This window comes from Exiguobacterium sp. s57 (genome assembly GCF_018617685.1).
Lineage (GTDB): Bacteria > Bacillota > Bacilli > Exiguobacteriales > Exiguobacteriaceae > Exiguobacterium > Exiguobacterium marinum.
Map to the genome: position 1 here is coordinate 53,640 of NZ_JACSKR010000005.1, position 21,777 is coordinate 75,416.

Annotated in this window: 17 protein-coding genes and 1 riboswitch; of the genes, 10 read left to right on the forward strand and 7 right to left on the reverse strand. The window is 45.5% G+C overall.

Going from position 1 to position 21,777, the window contains the following annotated elements; translation table 11 throughout:
• The first annotated feature begins 55 nt into the window (after positions 1–55).
• From ade to KNO98_RS12000, 3 genes are all read left to right on the forward strand, one after another.
• The gene (ade, locus tag KNO98_RS11990) at positions 56–1,765 is read left to right on the forward strand and encodes an adenine deaminase (protein ID WP_214701040.1); all 1,710 of its coding nucleotides are present in this window, start codon (positions 56–58) and stop codon (positions 1,763–1,765) included.
• Positions 1,766–1,883: 118 nt separating this feature from the next.
• The gene (locus tag KNO98_RS11995; protein ID WP_026826845.1) at positions 1,884–2,168 is read left to right on the forward strand and encodes a hypothetical protein; all 285 of its coding nucleotides are present in this window, start codon (positions 1,884–1,886) and stop codon (positions 2,166–2,168) included.
• Between the two features lie 57 nt (positions 2,169–2,225).
• Positions 2,226–2,401: riboswitch (Lysine riboswitch) on the forward strand.
• 112 nt (positions 2,402–2,513) lie between these two features.
• A complete protein-coding gene (locus tag KNO98_RS12000; protein ID WP_026826844.1) occupies positions 2,514–4,106 on the forward strand; it encodes a Na+/H+ antiporter NhaC family protein in 1,593 nt (530 codons plus the stop codon).
• A gap of 279 nt (positions 4,107–4,385) precedes the next feature.
• On the opposite strand, the gene KNO98_RS12005 is transcribed toward KNO98_RS12000, so the two are convergent.
• Complete coding sequence (locus KNO98_RS12005; RefSeq protein ID WP_214701042.1) at positions 4,386–6,011, reverse strand: peptide ABC transporter substrate-binding protein; 1,626 nt, start codon at positions 6,009–6,011, stop codon at positions 4,386–4,388.
• Between the two features lie 223 nt (positions 6,012–6,234).
• Here KNO98_RS12005 and KNO98_RS12010 point away from each other — a divergent pair, with 223 nt between their 5' ends.
• The gene (locus KNO98_RS12010; protein ID WP_214701044.1) at positions 6,235–7,638 is read left to right on the forward strand and encodes a basic amino acid/polyamine antiporter; all 1,404 of its coding nucleotides are present in this window, start codon (positions 6,235–6,237) and stop codon (positions 7,636–7,638) included.
• 17 nt (positions 7,639–7,655) lie between these two features.
• On the opposite strand, the gene KNO98_RS12015 is transcribed toward KNO98_RS12010, so the two are convergent.
• Positions 7,656–9,710: a sensor domain-containing protein gene (locus tag KNO98_RS12015; RefSeq protein WP_214701045.1), complete on the reverse strand. Its 2,055-nt coding sequence runs from the start codon at positions 9,708–9,710 to the stop codon at positions 7,656–7,658.
• A gap of 155 nt (positions 9,711–9,865) precedes the next feature.
• Here KNO98_RS12015 and KNO98_RS12020 point away from each other — a divergent pair, with 155 nt between their 5' ends.
• The 3 genes from KNO98_RS12020 to KNO98_RS12030 all read left to right on the forward strand — a co-directional run bounded on the left by KNO98_RS12020 (position 9,866) and on the right by KNO98_RS12030 (position 11,878).
• On the forward strand, positions 9,866–11,068 hold the full coding sequence (locus KNO98_RS12020) for an ornithine--oxo-acid transaminase (protein ID WP_214701046.1): 1,203 nt from the start codon (positions 9,866–9,868) through the stop codon (positions 11,066–11,068).
• 79 nt (positions 11,069–11,147) lie between these two features.
• Positions 11,148–11,540 carry a fluoride efflux transporter CrcB gene (gene crcB, locus KNO98_RS12025; protein WP_214701047.1) on the forward strand — a complete coding sequence of 131 codons (393 nt, stop codon included), beginning with the start codon at positions 11,148–11,150 and terminating at the stop codon, positions 11,538–11,540.
• Positions 11,537–11,878, forward strand: coding sequence for a fluoride efflux transporter FluC (locus tag KNO98_RS12030; protein ID WP_214701048.1), 342 nt, complete (start codon positions 11,537–11,539; stop codon positions 11,876–11,878). Before crcB ends, KNO98_RS12030 begins: the two co-directional genes overlap by 4 nt.
• Positions 11,879–11,915: 37 nt before the next feature.
• Here KNO98_RS12030 and yhfH read toward each other — a convergent pair whose 3' ends face one another.
• Entirely contained in the window at positions 11,916–12,074 is a 159-nt protein-coding gene (gene yhfH, locus KNO98_RS12035; protein ID WP_074032998.1) for a protein YhfH, read from the reverse strand.
• Between the two features lie 151 nt (positions 12,075–12,225).
• Here yhfH and KNO98_RS12040 point away from each other — a divergent pair, with 151 nt between their 5' ends.
• Both KNO98_RS12040 and KNO98_RS12045 read left to right on the forward strand, forming a co-directional pair.
• Complete coding sequence (locus tag KNO98_RS12040; RefSeq protein ID WP_214701049.1) at positions 12,226–12,588, forward strand: ArsR/SmtB family transcription factor; 363 nt, start codon at positions 12,226–12,228, stop codon at positions 12,586–12,588.
• 111 nt (positions 12,589–12,699) lie between these two features.
• Positions 12,700–14,742, forward strand: a complete 2,043-nt coding sequence (locus KNO98_RS12045) for a heavy metal translocating P-type ATPase (RefSeq protein WP_214701051.1) — start codon at positions 12,700–12,702, stop codon at positions 14,740–14,742.
• A gap of 45 nt (positions 14,743–14,787) precedes the next feature.
• Here KNO98_RS12045 and KNO98_RS12050 read toward each other — a convergent pair whose 3' ends face one another.
• Positions 14,788–15,411, reverse strand: coding sequence for a hypothetical protein (locus KNO98_RS12050; RefSeq protein WP_214701053.1), 624 nt, complete (start codon positions 15,409–15,411; stop codon positions 14,788–14,790).
• 159 nt (positions 15,412–15,570) lie between these two features.
• Here KNO98_RS12050 and KNO98_RS12055 point away from each other — a divergent pair, with 159 nt between their 5' ends.
• Positions 15,571–17,640, forward strand: coding sequence for an alpha-amylase family protein (locus KNO98_RS12055; protein ID WP_214701055.1), 2,070 nt, complete (start codon positions 15,571–15,573; stop codon positions 17,638–17,640).
• Between the two features lie 25 nt (positions 17,641–17,665).
• Here the strand turns inward: KNO98_RS12055 and KNO98_RS12060 are convergent, their stop codons facing one another.
• From KNO98_RS12060 to KNO98_RS12070, 3 genes are all read right to left on the reverse strand, one after another.
• The gene (locus KNO98_RS12060) at positions 17,666–20,272 is read right to left on the reverse strand and encodes a putative bifunctional diguanylate cyclase/phosphodiesterase (RefSeq protein ID WP_214701056.1); all 2,607 of its coding nucleotides are present in this window, start codon (positions 20,270–20,272) and stop codon (positions 17,666–17,668) included.
• A gap of 114 nt (positions 20,273–20,386) precedes the next feature.
• Positions 20,387–21,253 carry a YitT family protein gene (locus KNO98_RS12065; RefSeq protein ID WP_214701057.1) on the reverse strand — a complete coding sequence of 289 codons (867 nt, stop codon included), beginning with the start codon at positions 21,251–21,253 and terminating at the stop codon, positions 20,387–20,389.
• A gap of 75 nt (positions 21,254–21,328) precedes the next feature.
• Entirely contained in the window at positions 21,329–21,736 is a 408-nt protein-coding gene (locus tag KNO98_RS12070; RefSeq protein WP_214701058.1) for a YkvA family protein, read from the reverse strand.
• Positions 21,737–21,777 lie beyond the last annotated feature (41 nt).

Below are 21,777 nucleotides of genomic sequence, written 5' to 3' on the forward strand. Positions count from 1 at the left end.
GAAAAGAATATTCTTGGTAAGATAGTTAAAATACGTGGAATAAGGAGAACGAGAGATGGAGAAACAACATTTGATTGACATCGCCGCAAAGAAAAAGAAAGCGGCCGTCGTCTTTAAAGACGTCGCTGTGATTGACGTGTACAGTCGTGAAACGATTCGTACAGACGTCGCCATCGATGCAGGGTATATCGTAGCAATTGGGGACGGATATGAGGGAGAAGTCGAATACCACGACCCGGCATGGACACTCGCACCATCCTTTATCGACTCACACGTCCATATCGAGTCATCGATGGTCCCGCCACATGAGTTTGCAAAAGCCGTCTTGCCACTAGGCGTCACGACAGTGATTGCCGACCCGCACGAAATTGCGAACGTGAACGGAGCGCTCGGAATTGAATATATGTTAGCAGATGCGAAAGGTCTTCCACTCGATGTCCGGATGATGCTACCGAGCTGTGTACCGGCGACACCGTTTGAACATGCGGGTGCAAAACTGTATGCTGAAGACTTGGCTCCATTTTTAGGGGACCCAGGGGTGCATGGCTTAGGTGAAGTCATGGACTATCCATCGGTTGAAGCGGGAAGTGAAGACATGCTTCAAAAGATTGCGCAGACGGAGCAAGCGGGTAAAGTGGTCGACGGACATGCTTCAGGTCTAAATCCTGACCAATTGAACGTCTATCGCTCTGCTGGAATCATGACAGACCATGAATGTACAACTGCTGAAGAGGCGACGGAACGGGTACGGCGCGGCTTTTACGTTCAGATTCGTGAGGGCTCAGTTGCTCGAAACGTGGAAAAGGTCAGTCTAGCCGTGACAGAAAGCAACGCCCATCGCTTCCTTTTCTGTACGGACGATAAGCACTTAGATGACTTGGTCGCGGAAGGTGGGATCGACTACAACATCCGTACCGCCATCAAGCAAGGCGTCAAGGCGGAAACGGCTTATGCGATCGCAAGTCTGCATGCTGCAGAGGCCTATGGATTGAAAGAGGTCGGGGCGATCGCACCTGGTAAGAAAGCAAACTTCGTTATCTTGTCAGACGTCGAATCGGTAAAAATTGAACAAGTCTATGTCAACGGTACGCTCGTCGCCGAACAAGGGAATGCAACATTTGATGCTGAAGGGATAGAAGTGCCGAAACCCATGAAAGGTGAACTTGCGTTACCTGAGCTGACAGTCGATTCATTCCGACTCGAGCCAAGTGAGGAAGCGGTCGATGTCATTCAAGTGCTGCCGAACAGCTTATTGACGAAACGACAGCGCCTTTCGTTCCAACCGGATTCTTCAGGAGCGGATTTATCACAAGATATCGCAACGCTCGCTGTGATTGAACGCCATCACGGAACAGGGCACATGGCGCTTGCCCCGGTCACGGGATTCGGGTTAAAACGAGGAGCGCTTGCGGCTACTGTAGCCCATGACAGCCATAACTTGGTCATTGCTGGAGTCAGCACGGAAGATATGTTGCTCGCAGCTCAAACGCTTGAAAAAGTAGGTGGTGGAGTCGTGGCTGTATCGGAAGGGAAAGTGCTCGCCGTGCTTCCACTTGAAATCGGAGGCCTCATGACGAAACGTCCATACCGAGAAGTGGCGGACATTTTGGAACAGTTGAATGATGCACTCGATATTGTTGGGGCACACCGCCATTTCAATCCGTATTTGACAATGTCATTCCTCGCTTTACCGGTCATACCTGATTTGAAATTGACCGATATGGGGTTGTTCGACGTGACCACTTTCTCATTTATCAAGTCTTGACTCGGTCTAACGTATGATTTTTGTTAAGAACGGTCGATAACGATTGAATGCCTGACAGGAAGTTGGTATAGTTACGTCAAGTTTCATCGGGTCAACATTGAAAGGGGGGATATTACAGATGGAACAAGTTGCCTATAATCGGTCGTATGATGAACATGAGGAATTGATCAATTCTGTATATCGTGCTTTCAAGGACCGATGTGAAGAATTACCGGAAGAAACGCAAACGAAACGTCGTTTGCGACGACTGATTTTTTCTACGATCAAGGAACAGACGAAGTCTCATCCTGACCGGTTCGTGTTGTATCACTTCTTCAACGACTTCTTTAAAGCAGTAGAGTCAAATGACCAAGAAGCGCTTGCGGTCTTGAAACGAATCATTCGTGATGAAAAAAACTATTGATATGTGACATCAACCTGTGATAATTTAGACGTAACTTTAAATGAATATTCGTGCTATCGATGAGGTAGAGGTGCGATGCTGATGAGTAAGTAGTCGGAGGATGACAACGATGAGGACTACAAAAAGGCAGGATCGCCGAAGTGCAACACCATGTCTGTGTGGTTGTGCTGGGCTGACGGGAAATACCCGTCGGACTGCCATACATATTATACGTATGGAGCGCTCCAAGTCGGCTAAGAAAGACGGAACATCCAGCGAGGGTGTCGGCTTTGTTGCCGATGCCCTCGCTTTGCGTTTTTTTAAGCATAGGGGGGCCTCATCCTAATCAAAAAGGAGGAATTTAGAATGGTAGATTATTCAACTTCGGTACTCTCGCTCGTACCGGCATTACTTGCAATTATTATGGCGATTACAACAAGAAAGGTCATCCCGTCGCTCGGTGCCGGGATTATCGCAGGGATATTACTACTGCACAATTTTAATCTGCTCGACTCGATTCAATACTTGTGGTCGAACATCATTGCTCTATTTTGGTCGGACGGAGCAATCAATGAATGGAACGTCTTGTTGATTGCGTTCTTGCTCCTTCTCGGTATTTTATCGTCGATTATTCAGACATCAGGTGGGGCACGTGCATTCGGTGAATGGGCTGCGGCGAACGTCAAGACAGCGCGCGGTGCACGTCTAGTGTCGTTCGGACTTGGTATTTTGATCTTTATCGATGACTACTTCAACAGCTTAGCGGTTGGTAACATCAGTCGTCCACTTACGGATCGAAAAAACATCTCACGTGCAAAACTGGCCTATACGATTGACTCAACGGCAGCACCTGTCTGTGTCATCAGTCCACTTTCGAGTTGGGGCGCATATATCATCGCCATCATCGCGGGGATTTTAACGAAATACTCGATTGACAGCTACTCATCTTTTTCAGCGTTCATTCAAATCATTCCAATGAACTTCTATGCAATCTTTGCACTTTTGTTGACAGCTTATGTAGCATTTACTGGACTTGCAATCGGACCGATGCGCACGCATGAACTTCGTGCCCTCCAAGGCGAATTGTACGATTCCGCAAAAGGGAAACCAATGGGAATGAGTGAAGACTTACATGAGCACGAAGGTGGAAAAGTACGTGATTTGATCGTTCCGATTATCACGCTCATCATTGCGACGGTATCAGCCATGCTGTACACAGGAGGCCAAGCACTCGCGGCAGACGGGCAAGACTTTTCGTTGATTGGCGCATTCGAATCGACAGACGTGACACGTTCGCTCGTAGCCGGTGTCGTCATTAGTTTAATTGTCGCACTTCTTCTTCTCGTCGGACGTAAAATTCCTGGACGTGACTATGGGAAGGCGGTACGAGAAGGTGTTCGCGCGATGTGGCCAGCTGTTCTTATTCTGTTATTCGCTTGGACAATCATTGCGGTCATCAGTGATATGCAGACAGGTGAATATTTGGCAAGTTTCGTGACGGATACGATTGCCGCTTCTTACTTGCCGCTCCTTCTCTTCTTGATTGCCGGTCTCATGGCGTTCTCGACAGGGACGAGCTGGGGAACGTTTGGTTTGATGCTTCCGATTGGAGCTGACTTGATCATGGCGGTTGAGCCAGAACTTCTCCTTGCGTCCCTTGCTGCTGTGTTGGCCGGTGCGGTGTTCGGCGACCACTGCTCACCAATCTCCGATACAACGATTCTCAGCTCAACAGGCGCTGGATCACACCATATTGATCACGTGTTGACGCAATTGCCATATGCAATTCTCGCAGCGACTGTGTCCGCAATCGGATACTTAGTGCTCGGGATTTCAGGGTCAATCTGGATTGGTTTCTTCGCTGCACTGATTTCGTTCATCGTATTGGTTGGAATCGCACAAGTGATTTCAAAACGCGGGAAAGTACCTGCTGAACTTCGCGCAAAGCGTGAAGCATAATAGCTTGAAAATGACTTCCATCTCACCGATGGAAGTCATTTTTTGTGTTACCTTCAACATGCGAATAAGACTGTCGAGCAGTGTACGAACCAAAAAACAACTGTGATGATGTAAAGAGATGGGTGTCGAAGTGAGGTCAGATGGAAAGAGAACCATGGTATTTCGAGTAACCGGAATGGGGATGTCAAAAAAATACGATGTTCTTATCATCGACTCCAAAAAATATTTAATACAGAAAAACCTCCCTAATCCACGTAGGAATCAGAGAGGTTACACTCATTATTTGACGTCAAGCCATTTGAAACTTGCATCGGCACCGAACGGGTGGCGGTACATGTTTTCGATGTTTGAGCGTTCTAAGTATGCCTCACCTTTTTGATAAATCGGAGCGATGGCATAGTCTTCTTCGAGAAGGATGCGTTCAGCTTCTTGCATTGATTCCCAACGCTTCATCTGATCAGCTTCTTTTTTCGCTGATTGAACTAACTGATCATACTCGTCGTTTGAGTACTCCATACGGTTAAATGGACCATCTGTGACCCACATGTCGAGGTATGTCATCGGATCCTGATAATCAGGGCCCCAACCAGCGGCAGAGACATCATATTCGCCTTTTCCTTCGAGATCAAGGAAGTTTTTAAACGGTTGTTGTTTAATATTGAGTGTCAAACCAGGCAAGTTTTTCTCGAGCTCACCTTTGATGAATTCGTTGACTTTCTTGAACGCTTCCTCATCACGTGAGAGGAATTCGAGTTCAATCGTTTCGACTCCAAGTTCCTGTAATCCTTTCTCCCAAGCCGTTTTTGCTTCATCCACGTTATAGCTGAGGAGATCTGGATGTTTCTCCCGGAAGTCAGCACCGTCTTCTGTGAACGTGAAGTCTTTCGCCACGATAAAGTTCGCTGGTTCTGAACCGTCCGTTAAGATAACATCCGTCACACTCTGCTTGTCGAACCCTTTCGCAAGTGCTTCACGAATGTTGACGTTTTGGAGATACTCATTTTTTTGATTGAAGCGAAGGAAGTTGATTCGAGCATCAGCACGTGTCTTGAATTCGTCGCTATCCTCAAATTGTGGAACGAACTCAGATGAAAGGAGCGTGTAGTCCGCTTCGCCTGACTCGAACAAGTTGACACCTGTTGACACGTCTTTTACGACCTTGACGTTGATGGTATCCATCTTCACATTTTCTGCATCCCAATACTCTGGGTTTTTCTTATAGACCCAACCGGCATTGTCTTGCCACTCACTCAAGACGTAAGGACCGTTATAAAGCGTTTGGTCGACTGCCATCGCGAATTTTTCGCCCTGCTCTTCGACGAACTCTTGTTTTTGCGGCATATACGTAGGGAATCCGGTCAACCCTAAGAAATACGGAGCTGGCGCTTCTAATTGCACCTCAAGCGTCTTCTCGTCGACTGCTTTCGCACCGAGGTCGTCAAGTGATGCTTCGCCTGCAAGAATTTTGTTCGCATTTTTTAAGTCTTGAAGAATATACGCATACTCGGCACCTGTTTCAGGGTTGAGTGCACGCTTCCAAGAGTAGACAAAATCCTCAGCTGTAATGGGAGAACCGTCTGACCAGTTAGCGTCACGTAGTTTGAACGTGTATGTAAGACCATCCTCTGATACTTCCACATCTTCAGCAATCCCTGGTGTCGGTTGGTTGTTCTCATCTAGACGATACAATCCTTCGAACACGTTGTTTGTCACGATGATCGATGTCGAGTCTGTTGTGAGTGTCGGATCGAGCTGCGGCAAGTCCGTCGCCGATACCATTGTGATTTCTTTTTTCGAATCGCTCGAAGATGAACCTTCTGAACTTGATGAGTCATCTCCTGTGCTACAAGCAGCCGTCGCCAATAATGCGACCCCCGATAACGCTAACCATTTTTTGTTACGCATTATACAACCTCCCGAAAATTCTGATAATTTAGAATATGTTGTAATTAAACTACATATGAGATAAATATGCAATGGAATTTTGCAAATTATTCGAAAATATAAACTTATTTAGAATGTCTATCCTTCAATCCTTTCAGGAAGTACAATAAACAAAACTCCGAATGATTATACAGTATATATGTATAGTTATTCGAAGGTTTAGAGTGATAGTGGAGGCGTTAACTTGAAACAAAATTCAGCCGGAATCGGCTTTTTCGGTCTCGCGGCAATGGTCGTCGGGACAATGATTGGAGGGGGTGCCTTCAATCTCCCTGGTGCTATGGCACAAGGGGCAGGGGTCGGACCAGTTTTAATTGGATGGGGGATTACGGGTGTCGGCATGATTATGCTCGCCTTTGTCTTTCAATTTTTAGCAAACACGCGGCCGGAGCTAGAAGGTGGAATTTACGCCTATGCCCGTGAAGGTTTCGGGAAGTTTGTCGGATTCAACAGCGGATGGGGGTACTGGATGTCGGCTTGGATTGGGACGGTAGCCAATATCACATTGATTTTCAGTACATTGGCTTATTTTTTTCCTATATTCTCAGCAGAACACCGACTGTTTCGCTTGTTCGTGAGTGTCGTTCTGATTTGGGGCTTATTTTGGCTTATTTCACGTGGGATGCGTGAAGCGGCACTTCTCAATATCGTGACAACGATTGCGAAACTCGTCCCGATTATCTTGTTCATCGTGTTGATCCTATTCGCGTTTAAAATAGATACGTTCCAAGTCGATTTTTGGGGAGAAACAGGGTTTGTTTGGGCGGAGGTGTTTCCACAAGTGAAGTCGACGATGCTCGTCACACTCTGGGCATTTGTCGGTATCGAAGGAGCGGTCGTGTTGTCATCGCGCGCACGTCACAAAAAAGATGTCGGTCGTGCCACGGTCATTGGCCTGATTGGGACGTTATTGATTTACATGATGATTTCCATCTTCTCGTTTGGTGTCATGACACAGGAGCAACTCGCTGCGTTGCCTGAACCGTCGATGGCATATGTGTTAGAAGCGGTCGTCGGCCCGTTCGGCGCAACATTGATTAACATCGGACTGCTCGTGTCTTTGACAGGCGCATTGCTTGGCTGGACGATTTTAGCGACGGAGATTTCGTACGTGGCGAGCCGAGATGGGGTGTTTCCGAAAGTGTTTCACCGTTTGAATGCGAACGAGACACCGGTAAACGCGCTATTCATCACCCAAGCGTTCACTCAAGTGGTTACGGCCATCGCCTTGTTCTCGGAACAGACGTATCTCGTGCTTTCAAGCATCGCTGGAATCGCAGCACTCGTTCCTTATCTATTCTCGGCACTCTATGGATGGATGGAGGCGAAGCGGACGACGTCGCTACGGTTGATGGTCGTTTCCGGGATTGCATCGCTATACGCCGCCTGGTTACTCTATGCTTCAGGATTCGAGTATGTCTTGATTGCGATGATTCTATATGCACCTGGCATCTTCGTCTTTCTTTTGGCAGAACGGGAACAAGGACGACCGTTCTTGACCCGTACCCAGTCGATGATTGCCTTGATTATTCTATTATGTGCGACCTATGGCATTTATGGGCTTTGGACAGCCACAATCGCTCTATAAGAAAACTCACCGGCGCCTCAAGCGTCCGGTGAGTTTTTTGATGATCGGAGTAATTGTTCGATTGCATTTGGAGAAGCAGGTCTGGCGTATAGGTAGCCCTGGAAAGAATCACAATCCGTCGACTTTAAGTGCGCCAACATCTCTTTATCTTCGACCCCTTCCGCGACGACATGGAGATTTAAGCTTTTCCCGAGATGAACAATGACGTCGAGGAGATGAGATTTGGACGTCATCCAATCATCAAGAAAGACTTTATCGATTTTGAGTTCATCTACCGGGAAAGATTTCAAGTATTGTAAAGAAGAGAAACCGGTGCCGAAATCATCAATCGACAGTCGATAGTTCAAACGCTTGATTTGCTCCATACGTTCGATGATTTCATCAGTTTGTTGCATGACTAGACTTTCTGTAATTTCTAAGATGACATCTGCCGGGTCGAGTTGGAATTGATGCTTGATATTTCGAAGCGTATTCAAGAAACTTTCGCTTCGGAACTGGTTTGGCGAAATATTAATCGCCATCGAGAGTGATTGATTGAACTCATCTTTCCACGCCTTCAATTGTTTCGTCGCTTCTAAGATGACCCAGTTGTTGATTGGGACGATGAGTGCCATCTCTTCAGCAAGTGGGATGAACTCAGAAGGTGGGATTTGTCCTAGTTCATCATGATGCCAACGAAGGAGTGCTTCGAACCCAATGAGTCGATCTGTGGCTAATTCGTATTTTGGCTGATATTCGAGATAAAAATGCTTTTCGTCAAGTGCCCGATACATCGCCTTTTCAATATGGATTTGTCGCGAGAAGGCGGCATCCATATCCTTTGTCACAAATTGAATCGTACCGACCCCGATTTGTTTTCCTTTGAAAAGGGCACTCTCAGCACGTGTATACAGTTCCTCGAGCGAACTTGTCGGAGATGGATAAAATACACATCCGACTGAAATCGATACCATGATGGAGTGATGGTAAATACGAAACGGTCGTTGCAGTTCGTGTTGCAGATGCCGTAATACTTGGAACACTTCTTCTTTCGACTCCTCGAAAAACATGACACCGAACAGTCCACCTGTTGGATGGAACAATAAAGCAGACTCTGGAATGAGGTGCAGTGCGCGCTCTTTGATTTGGATGAGGAGTTCATTTCCGACACGAGACCCGAATGACTCGTTAATGATTTTGAAACGGTCGATATCGAACAAAGCGATGTGAAGCAGGCCTTCACGCTCATCGGTTTGTTGAAGAATCGAGTCATATCGACGTAAGAAGCCTTTTTTATTATAGAGTCCGGTCAATTCATTTTGATAGGCGAGAAACTCGACTTCTTTTTCAAGACGTTTTTTCTCAGAGACATCAAAACCAAAAGCTGTGTACTGAATCACATCTTTCTTCTCACTGATGATCGGTACGACGGTCAAATTGAGCCAACACGGTTCTTGTTCATGTTCCTTACAGGAAATAGCAAGTTCTCCGTTCCATATTTGATTTGTGGCCAAAGATGTTAAGACATCACGTGAAATCCCATTTCGGTCACTTGAATCATGAATGAGCTCGAACCAGCTATGGCCGATGAGTTGTTGTTCCGTCACATCGAGCAGACGACATAACAAAGGGTTCGCGTCGACGATTTCACCTTTCGCGTTCGTCGCCAAGTAATGGGTGGACTGCTTAATCATTTCTTGAAAGTGATGAAGTAAATTGAATTGTTCGGTGCTGATGAGTGGTCCGAATCCTTTCGGAAGAAAGGCCAAGAAATAGCCGTAAATCTCTTCGAGTGAAAAGGACTGTAAGTATGCGGTCGCATAGATGACCGATCCATCTTTATGTTGAAATGGTGTCATCGCCGTCGTCGAGAACGGATATTGAAGGAGGAGCGGTGTCCATGTTTCCAGCGCATGGTCAAGTTGCTGGACGACCGGCAGTGGCTGATGGAGGACTTCTTCACGTTCCCACCCGAATAACACTTCGGCATGCTCGTTCCATAATAGAACCGTACCATCTTGAGAAATATAACAAAAAGGCACAGAAAAAGCATCGATGAATTGATCAACCGATAAATCACGCAATGAAGCCACATCATTTCCCCCAATCTGTCATGCTAAATGCATATTCTAATGTCAGTGTACCTGATTTTGCCAATTCAAGGAATGCTTAAGTTCGTCATTGTCAAAAGAAAGAGGGGCATCATATACTGAAGGAGTAAGATAGTTTTGAATAAGGGGGAAGCAATATGACAAAGACACATGATGTGATTGAGATGACAGAAAAGTTCGGGGCACACAACTATCATCCACTACCGATTGTTATTTCGGAGGCGAAAGGGATTTGGGTAACCGATCCTGAGGGGAATCGCTACATGGATATGTTAAGTGCATACTCTGCCGTTAACCAAGGTCACTGCCATCCGAAGATCATTCAAGCGCTCAAGGATCAAGCAGATAAGATCACGTTGACGTCACGTGCCTTTTATAACGATCAACTGGGACGTTTTTATGACAAAGTGGTAACGCTTACAAATAAGCAAATGGTGTTACCGATGAATACGGGAGCAGAAGCGGTCGAAACAGCCGTGAAGACGGCTCGGCGCTGGGCGTACGATGTGAAGGGAATCCCGGGACAAGCTGAAATCATCGTCTGTACAGGAAACTTCCACGGACGGACGATGGCTGCTGTGTCGATGTCGACAGAAGCAGAGTATCAGCGTGGGTTCGGACCGTTACTACCGGGATTCAAAGTCGTACCATACGGTGATATCGAGGCGTTCGAGGCAGCAATCACAGAGAATACGGCGGCGTTTATCGTAGAACCGATTCAAGGTGAAGCCGGAATCATCATTCCGCCGAAAGGGTATTTGAAGCGTGCATCAGAGCTGTGTAAACAACATAACGTTCTCTTCGTCGCAGATGAGATTCAGTCGGGGCTCGGACGTTCCGGGAAATGGTTTGCCATCGAGTGGGAAGGTGTAACACCGGATATGTATATTCTCGGAAAAGCTCTTGGAGGAGGCGTCTTTCCAATCTCGTGTGTGGCGGCTGACAAAGAAGTCCTTTCAGTATTCAATCCAGGCTCACACGGCTCCACATTTGGTGGAAACCCCCTCGCGTCAGCTGTCTCTGTCGCAGCTCTTGAAGTATTGGAAGAAGAAAAACTCCCAGAGCGTTCGTTGGAGTTGGGAACGTATTTCATGGATCGTTTAAAGTCAATCGACAATCCGATGATTCGCGACGTTCGCGGACGCGGGCTATTCATCGGTATTGAATTGACAGAGTCGGCTCGTCCTTACTGCGAGGCACTGAAAGAACGTGGTCTTCTCTGTAAAGAAACGCATGAAACAGTGATTCGGTTGGCACCACCTCTCGTCATCACAAAAGAAGAATTGAATCAAGCATTTGAAGCAATCGAAGCCGTACTTGCTCCAGCAGCTATTTCGTAAAAAGCGACAGCTTGGTATAATAGTTTGAGATGAATCGACACCTGCGTTGCGGGTGTCTTTTTCGTGGAGGAGGAATCAGATGCTGTACATATACGTTGGGTTAGCAGGTGCGGTTGGAGCTTTGGCACGGTACGGACTTGGATTATTAGTCGATTCATTCGAAACGAGCCCGTTTCCCGTCGCGACACTGTTCATCAATTTAATTGGAAGCTTTCTATTGGGATGGCTGACGCATCAATTTCTTCAAGCGGGAAAACCTTCTCCTCAAATCGTCACGATTGTCGGAACCGGAATGATCGGGTCATTTACAACATTTTCCACGTTTAGTGTAGAGACGATTCAATTAGTTGAAAATGATCATGCACTTCTCGCTGTTGCATACGTGTTCCTCAGCATCACACTCGGTTTATGGAGTTCTTGGTTTGGCTATCGCATCGGAATAAAAACGTCGACAAGAGGTGAAGTCTTATGACTATTCTCTGGATTGCAAGTGGCGCTTTCATCGGTGCGATTCTCCGCTTCACAATCGGTCAGGTCATGAAAAAGTCGACTGATTCAACTTTTCCGTGGGCGACGTTGTTCGTCAATGTAACAGGTTCGTTTGGTCTCGGATACTTGTACGCGCATACCGCTCAACAATCGCTCATCCTTTTTTTAGGTATCGGATTTTTTGGTTCGTTTACGACTTTCTCGACTTTAAAACTGGAATTGATGCGGTTTGCGACAAAAGATTGGATACGATTCGGTCTTTATTTGCTTCTGACCTATCTGTTCGGACTAATTGCGGCTTACATCGGTTGGTCGATTTAAATAAACACAACACCCCTTCATCGAAGGGGTGTTGTGTTTATTCTGCGAGTTGAAGCTTCTCTGTACATGAAGCACAAGTCGTTTCGTATGACTCGCACTGTTCGTCCATATGGTTCCCGCATTCCTGGCATGTCTTATCCGGTAATTTTTGATAAAACTCGACAGATGATTCGAGTCGGCTCGCCCATTCATTCATATGAAAATGCCTCCTTCGGTAAATTGTCTGACAGTTTTGGTTGTTGTTACGATTGTATTATAACAGAAGTGTATAAGTCAACTATAATATATAACAGATATGTTGCCGAATTTTTGCTACACTATATACATCAAAAGACGAGGTGAAAAAAATGAAAGTGCCACAGTGTGAAACGATTGGAATTCAATCAGAGGACGTTCCTACGCTACAATCCGCCTTGACGCAATTAGACGCGCCACGAGTCAGTCGATTGTTTAAAGCGTTCGCCGATCCGACCCGTCTAAAAGTGCTATATGTGTTGACGCTCGAACACGAACTTTGTGTATGCGATGTGGCGGCCGTTATCGGTCATTCAAACGCGACCGCATCTCACCATTTACGGACGTTACTGGAACAAGGATTGGTGAAGTATCGTAAAGAAGGGAAAGTCGTATATTATTCATTAGATGATGAGCACGTGCGACAGCTTGTTGAAATTGCATTGGCACACAGTGAAGAACAAAAAAACGTTTAAATTCGATGACCGATCCCATATGTACAGGGTCGGTCATTTTGCCTATTGTCATTGAATTCGATTCACGATACGATATATTCAAATGAATGTTTGAATGTTAGGGGGAGAATGATGGGAAAACGAGACGTGTTACCCGTGTCTGGAATCACCTGCACAAATTGTGCAGCCAAAATCGAGCGAGATGTCACGAAGCATGAAGAAGTGGCATCTTGCCAAATTGACTTCGCGACAAGTCGAATGGTGATTGAATGGATGGATCCTTCAGAGCGTGACGTGATGCTCCAGTCGATCGAGCAGACGATGGAGCGGATTGAACCGGGGGCTAAATTTGTAAGAGCAGAGGACGATCAAACTGAAAAACGTGATGTTACGCTCTGGCGCTTCCTCGCAGCTACTTTTATCTTCTCACTTGCTCTTTGGACCGATTCGATTCCGGGGTATATTGTGGCCTATGGATTGGCCGGATATGATGTGGTATACGGTGCATTTCGAAATATATGGCATCGAGAGTGGTTTGACGAAAAATTCCTCATGACGATTGCGACGATTGGGGCATTTGCGATTGCTGAATACCCAGAAGCTGTTGCCGTCATGTTGTTTTATCAACTTGGAGAATATGTGCAAGGACGGGCGGTGCGGGCATCTCGAAAATCGATTCAGTCTTTATTGAACATGAGACCGACTCTTGCCCGTGTGTTAGAAAACGAGGAAGAAGTTGAACGATTGCCAGAGGACGTTTCAGTTGGATCGTATCTTGTCATCCGTGCGGGTGAATTGGTACCGATGGATGGCATTGTTGTAACAGGTGCGAGCTCGATGGATACAGCCTCTCTAACTGGAGAATCTGTACCACGCCAAGTGGATGCAGGAGAAGAAGTATTGGCCGGGATGGTCAATATAGAGGGGCGTCTCATTGTTCAAACGACCAAATTAGCAGCAGAATCAAGTCTTCAAAAGATGATTGCGCTTGTGGAAGAGGCCAATGGGAAGAAAGCGAAAACAGAACAGATGATCACGCGACTGGCGAAAGTATACACACCGTTCGTGGTTGTTATGGCCGCGCTCGTGGCCTTTGTTCCTCCGTTTTTTGTGGGGAACTTGGAAGAATGGGTTTATCGTGCACTCATCTTCCTCGTGATTAGTTGTCCATGCGCACTCGTGATTTCAATTCCACTCGGCTATTTTGGTGGAATCGGAGCGGGTTCCAAACGAGGCATTCTCGTGAAAGGTGGCGAGTATTTAGATACGTTAACAGAAGTGGATACGGTAGTCTTCGATAAAACAGGGACGTTGACGACTGGACGATTTGAAGTAACAGACGTGGTGACGGCAGTCGGTGTCAGTGCGGAAGAACTGTTATATCTTGCTGCCCGTGTCGAAGTAGCGTCCAATCATCCGCTTGCGCAAGCCATCGTTCAGCGTGTCGGAGAGGTTCAAGCTTTCGAATCGATTCAAGAAGAACCTGGATATGGTCTCCATGCCTGTGATGGAGAGGATCACATTTATGTCGGAAGTGCACGGTACATGAAGAGATTAGGACGAGCCATTGATGATTCGTCCGTCAGTACGAGTGTGCATGTTATGAAGAATGATCGGTGGCTTGGACGAGTTGAATTGATGGATACGGTGAAAGAAGATGCGTTCGAGGCAATCCAAGCACTAAAAGAAGCAGGATATCGAACGGTTATGTTGTCAGGAGATCGCCGTGAGGTCGCAAAAAAAATCGGGGATCAACTTGGACTTGATGAAGTGCAAGGTGAATTGCTTCCACATGAGAAAGTTGAAGCGGTAGAGCGGATGACAGCTACCCGTAAAGTTGCATTTGTTGGAGACGGAATGAATGACGCGGCTGCCTTAGCTCGTGCAGATGTCGGTCTTGTCATGGGTGGTGTCGGAAGTGATACGGCGGTAACGGCGGCAGATGTCGTCTTGATGCATGACGCTCCAACCGATGTCGTTCAGGCTATTCAATTAGGCAAACGGACAAAACGCATTGTCTGGCAGAACATCTTCTTTGCCTTCGGAACAAAAGCACTTGTATTGCTTTTAGGATTGTTCGGCATCGCGACGATGTGGGAAGCAGTGTTCGCTGACGTTGGGGTAGCGCTTCTTGCCATCGCAAATGCAACGCGGTTACTTCGTATGACGAAATAAATCAAAGAAGTGTCTCAGGTATGATCACCTGGGACACTTCTTTTTTCATTCTATTGTCTCGTGCTGAGGTTTGATACGGAACAATAAGAAGCTGAGGATGGCAATTATAGCGATAAGCAAAAAAGTGATGGTGAAAAGTATTTGGGTCAAGAAAGATATCTGATTCTCTGCAGAAAGAAGTTCTTGATGAATATCTTTGTATTGCATTTGCTTTAACGAACGCAAATCTTCCAAGATAGTCTGTCGTTGCTCGGTTATTGTTTCTGCGACTGCTGTAGCTTTTGTTAGGTCGCCATCTTCATAGATGTCGAGTACACGATCAGCTTCTGTTTCCCAAATAGCATCCCTTTCAAGTAAATCGAGGACGGAACTCGGTGTGTTGGGGTCAGCGACGACGGACTGTTTTAGCGTTTTGGCTTGACGGGACATGCTATAGTACATTTCTAAAAAGTATCGGTCGTCATATGCAAGTAAACCACGGATGGCATTTGCCCGCTCGATGTTATAATACATGATGTCTTCAATCACTTCATACGAGTCGAGTTGTTCACCTTGTATGATTTCTAAACGGTCATTTGTTCCTTTTAATTGAAAAATAAAAATACCAATAATCGAGATGGATAAAATGCATAAGCTAACCCATAATAAAATCCACTTTCGTTGTGACATCGTGACACTCCTTTCTACTCAATCGTACATGATTTTATAAATGTCGACAGAAATTATTCTTTGAAAAAAGGAAAAAACGGGGGAATGTATAATCAATTTAGTGTAGTGTCTTTTAATGAAAAATGAAAGAGGACAATCAGATGTATAAGGAGAGTCAATATGCCAGAGAACTCATCGTTACAAAAGCTGTACCAGGTGTTACAAGACAAGCGTCAGGATCTTACTTATGAGGTTCCAAGTTTATGGAATCGCATGCGTTTCCCTTCTGAACCAGTTCGCGACGGTGTCGAGCGTGTCAATCCGTATGATTTTTTGGTTGAAACGATTGAAAAAACGATTTTTCCGTATGCGATTGAAAGCCGGGATTACCAAACGTCCATTGCGCTTGCGGACGGACATTTGCAAACAGGAGGTGATTGGATCAAGCGAGCCTCTGTCTATTCGATGCAAGTTCGTACATCGACCTCCTGGGATCATGATGGATCGGGCTATGTGGAGATGGAGAATTCGTTCGGAATGAAGGACACTGGCACTTTCGTCAAAACGCTTGCGTTGATTCCGCACCTCCTTTACATAGGAATCGATACATTGTTTCTCTTACCGATTTCTCAACATAGTCATAAGAATAAAAAAGGAGAATTTGGTTCTCCTTATGCCGTTCAAAATTTCTTTGCCATCGATGAAGAGTTGAAAGAAACGCTGACTGGAGATGCGATGACAGTCGAAGAAGAATTTGCGGCATTTGTGGAGGCTTGTCACATGGTAGGGATTCGCGTCGTCATCGATGTCATCCCTCGTACATGTGCCCGAGATAACCGTCTCATTCTTGAAAACCCAGAATGGTTTTATTGGATTCCATTGACGGAAGTCGATTATTATCATCCTCCTTATGTGCCCGGGATTGGGGAGAACGTAAAACCGGAATTTGCCTTTTTGCCGATGGTGTATAACTCGGAGGATGTATGGCAACACTTAAGACGATTCTCGATGGCACCGAATTTGATTGATGCTGAGAAATGGGGACGTGTACGTGGCTTTTTGCTTGAGCACCCGGAAGAAAATGTGTTAGCAACGATTGAGCGAGAGTTCGGTTTGACAACAGCGCCTGCTTTCTCTGACTGTATTAATGATCCACAACCACCATGGTCGGACGTGACATATTTCCGTCTCTTCTTAGATCATCCACTTGCAGCAGCACCTTATGTCAATGAGGCGAATGTTGCTCCTTATATTTCGTTTGATTCAATCAAGTCGAATCAATTCCGAGGAAATGAGATTAACGAGCCCCTCTGGGAGATGCTCGCTGATATTATCCCGCATTATCAGCGTGAATTTGGCATTGATGGGGCGCGTATTGATATGGGGCACGCTCTTCCTGTCGACTTAGCGCAGGCGATTTTGTCAACACCACGTTCAATCGATTCAAACTTTAGTTTTATCGCCGAAGAGTTGATTGAGTCGGGTGCTTGGACTGCCAAGGATGCCGGTTATAACATGATTATCGGATATGGATTTTATAAAGAACCTAGGTTCCAAACGCACGAAACACATCAATTTCTATACGATTCACGCTTTTTACCGCTTCCAGTATTTGCGGCAGGTGAAACGGCGGATACTCGTCGTCTTGCTACGCGGGAAGGCGGACGACAAGCGAGTAGATTATTGTCGGTATTAAATGGGTTTATGCCGAATGGGGTACCGATGACAAACTCAGGGTTAGAATTATATGAAACACAGCCGATGAACACCGGACTAGATTGTCGTCCTGAAGAAGCGTACCAACTGTTCCCGACGGACCCTTATTTCGGCAAACTCTCCTTTTTTGATGCATATCAGTTCCATTGGGATCACCCAGAACGGGATGAGATGATTGAAGTCATGCACCAAGTTGCTGAAATTCGTCGACGGTGGTTAGACGTACTCGTGGATCCAAACCATTTTGAGCCACTCAATTTGGATGAGCCCTTCGCACCGTTTGTCGGGTTTGCCTGGCTACGTCCGGAGACGAATGATACATTGTTGGTTATAGCGAATACGAACATGAATAACTCATTGCAAGGAACTGTCGCTCTTGATGGAGTACGGCGCCGAAATTGGAACGCGAGTCGTTTTGCGGAGATGATTTATTCACCATACTCATGGCCGTATGCTGAGTATGCGTTTGATGAACAATGGAACCTTTGGATTGACCTGAAGCCAGGTGAGGTCAAAATGTATGAAATGAAATAAAAAAGCGCCTTGAACCGAATAGGGTTCAAGGCGTTGTGTGTTTCATATAGTAAATGACAAACTCATCAAGTGGCATCGGTTTTGCATAGCGGTAACCTTGCATGGAATCACATCCGATTTTACGAAGAAAGGTTTCCTGATACTCGGTTTCGACGCCTTCGGCAACAAGCGCCATACCGAGTTGTCGTGCCATTGCGACGATTGTCGTCGTGACCATTTGATATTCGCGGTTCTCTTCGAGTTGCATCGTGAACTCACGAGGGATTTTCAGTTCATCGATTGGATATCGTACGAGATAAGCGAGTGAACTGTAACCTGTTCCGAAATCATCAATGGATAGTTTGATACCGAGCGCTTTTAACTCTAAAATCCGATTTAACACACGATCCGAGTGGTGGGCGGCGACGGTTTCTGTCAATTCGAAATTGAGGCGTGACGGTTCAATCGGGAAACGTTCGAATAGCGTATTCAAATAATCGATCAAATGTTCATCGAATAACTGTCGAACTGACAAGTTGACCGAGAGCTTCGGTAAATGGATATCGCCTTGTTCAAACACATGAATTAACTGGAACGTCTCATGAATCATCCACCGACCTAAATCGTGAATATGTCCTGTTTCTTCGGCAATCGGAATGAATTGACTTGGCGGAATGAATGTTCCGTTATGTTGCCAGCGCATGAGTGCTTCCGCTCCGATGACCGCTTTCGTCGAGGCATCGACTTGAGGTTGAAGGAAGAGAGAAATTTCTCCTTTTTCAAGTGCGGTATCGAGACCTTCCATTAACACTTTCCGTTCTTCTTTGTCTTCTCGTAACTCAGGTTCAAACATGACGGTTTCGTCACGTCCTTTATCCTTCGCACGATACATCGCGAGATCCGCGTTTGAGAGTAAGTGCTTCAATTTTTCCCCATGTTCAGGGAAACGTACGATTCCAATCGAAGCATGTACTTCAACGAGTGTTCCGGCCATGTAATAAGGGGGGCGGTAGACGAGTCGCCGTAAACGTTCCGTCAACATTTCGTGGTCACCGTGTTCTGCGACGACAATGAACTCATCACCTCCGAGGCGTCCGGCGTACTCATTTGGAAGAAGTGCGGTTCGTAACCGCTTCCCGATGTGTTGCAGAAGTTCGTCTCCCATGTGATGACCGAATTGGTCGTTGATTTCTTTAAAGCCATCTAAGTCAGAGAACATGAGCGTGAACGTGCGACCTTCCTCGATTAAACGCTCGATTTGTTCTTGTAGCGCGTAACGATTATGAAGACCCGTCAAACTATCATATTTTGCTTGGTACATGATTTGTTCTTGTTGCTCGATCATCTGGGTGATGTCTTTTGCAATCGCATAAATGCCCTCGACTTCCCCATCGATAATCATCGGGACGTTGACGAGTTGCCAGACACGTGTCTCGCCTTCGTCGGTCATCACCCGCACATCAATCGTTCGTGGTCGACCATTCGTCAACTCTTGAAGAATGGCTACATATGGGGGCCGATCTGTCGATTCGATGATATCGAGGATGTTCGACCCGAGTAATTTATCTGTCGACAATCCTAAAATCGAGCTACCGGCCTCATTGACAGACAATACTTCTCCGTGTAAATCGAATAAAAAAATTGGTTCAGAGTGGTAGGCAAAGAGCGAACGGTATTGTTGCTCGCGAATCTCGAGTTCATGCGCTTTTGTAGACACGGCGACTTCTAAATCTGTATTGACCGTATGTAGACGATAACTGATCAGTGCGTTTTGTTTTGAGACGACAAATTGGCGAATCAGTAGTAAAAGCACGGCATTTGCAATCATCGAGTCTAGTACAGACGTTCCAAGAAGGCGATCGGATGAGAGTAAAAACATCATCACGACTACGCTGTATAATACATAATCTAAAATTGAATCATACGCGAGTGCATCTTCCGACAGATCATCGACCCAGTAACTGATGGAGATCATGAGTATGCTGCTTATTTGAACTAGGTGAACTAGCTCGTGTGTAATCCCTGAAAACAAAAATAGTGCGTTTGTAATTGAGGCGGTTGTGAAACCTAGAATTCCGACGAGTAAAAGAATTCGGAATTGTTGACCGGTTGAAACGACTCGATTCAAGTAAAGGAATCCGAGCATCATGTAAAGGCTGATGAGTAACATCTGTTCTTCAAAGCCACTCAGATGAGAAACGAGCGAGACTTCTCGTGTGGAATAGAACCAAATATGTAGTCCACCAATCATGAGAAAGCTAAACAAGGCAAATAAATCGAACGTTCGTAGTTTCAATGTCCGAATCTCAATCGATTGAGTGATGACGATCAAAGACATAATCAAATAAAAGAAATTCTGTAAAAACAATAACGATTGTGTATTTGCGCTAGGTGAATAGTGGTGCATCAGTAAGTAAAGCACAAAACAAACATTTCCGGCACTAATCAGAACATGAATAAAGCGGCGCATCCCTCTATGCTTAAAAATAGCCACTCCACTAAATAGAATCGCTGCTCCTAGGATGACGAGATAATAGATAAGTAACGTGATGTGTAGCAGGTCATGCGGGGTTAAAAATAATAATAAAAGTCCGGTAGAAAAAGTTCCGATGAGAACCGCCGGAACGTATTGGCGCAATGAATAAAATGACAACTCATGCACCTCCTTCTGTTTTGAAATAGGGCTCTTATCTATTATCGGAATAGATGATTGAAAATTACACAAAAAATCGACAACAAAAATAGATTGTTGTCGACTTTTATGAAATTAGAGCGTATATGAATGTTCCTTGAAGTTTCCAACGATCGAATCGATTTCAGATACGGTTACAAACGCCTCAGAATCAATTTCAGAAACGATTTGACGTAGTCGTGGAATTTCATTGTTTTGGACGACGACATATAGCATTTTTTTAGAGTCGTTTGAATATCCGCCTGTTGCATCCATAATTGTGACCCCGCGTTTTAAGTTCTGCTTGATGACCAAATTGATTTCTTCTGCTTTTTGGCAAATGATAAAACATTGTTTCTGTGCGGAGAAGAACTTGTGAATCGTGAGCAACGTTCGTGATCTTACAAAACTTAGTACAAGAGCATACATAACGGCTTTTATATCAAAGACAATAAACACGAGAATGTAAACAATCAGGTCTTGTGTCAAAAAGATTTTAGGTAAAGATAAATTTCGATTATTCAGATAGATGACTTTCCCTAAAATATCAAGGCCACCCGTGGAAGCTCCTGCAAAGAGGAGAAGTGCGAGTCCGAGACCTGAGACGATTCCGCTGAACACCGAAGCGACGAGTGGGTCGTCAAGTGGGGTTGGCGGAATAAGGATTGGCAAGCTATCAATCAGAATCGAGGAGAGCACGACGACAATTCCTGTCATTAAAATGAAGCGACGTCCTAAATATTTTAGTCCCAACAGGAAGAGAGGGATATTGAGCACGAGTTGGGTCATTCCAATTGGTGTTCCGAGCAGTTCGTTGAAAATCAATGTGACCCCGACGATTCCTCCCGAACCAATCTCGTTCGGTTTGAGCAGTAAACTGACAAAGATAGACTGAAGGATTGTCCCGGTGATGATGAACAGTACCGTTTCGAGAGCAACCCGTTTTCGAGATTTTGCATACATAAATAATGGCTAGGCCTTACGCCTCCTTTAGCTAAGTCTCATGCTAGCGTACTGCTACTCCCACATCATTTCAAGTCACAATTCGTTATGGAATCGGTCAATATCACTTGCTAATTGTTCATGCACGTAATCAATCACCTGGGCATCATCAAAAAGTCCGAGCGGAACATCGTCTGGAATCGCATCGAACGGAGAGACAAAGTAAAGAATGGCCGCAATCAGTTCTTCCTGTTTGTCTGATTGCATCTCGAATTGATTGTTGTACAGCGCGCGCAACATATTGAGCATTTGTTTCATTTGGAAGTAGAGGGTGAGCTCTTCTTCACGCTCGATATTGCTGATTTCATTTGAGGCCACGTCAATCGTCACTTTCGCGAGTGCGCGTTCACCTTGAACGAGCAAGTCACCGAGTGATTCACGATCGTGGTTGTCTTCCTTTGCTTGTTTTAAAAAGTGTGTGTATGTTGTTTTCCAATCTGCCATAGTGTCTTCCTCCTTCATTCTTCATCTATTAATATGCCCGT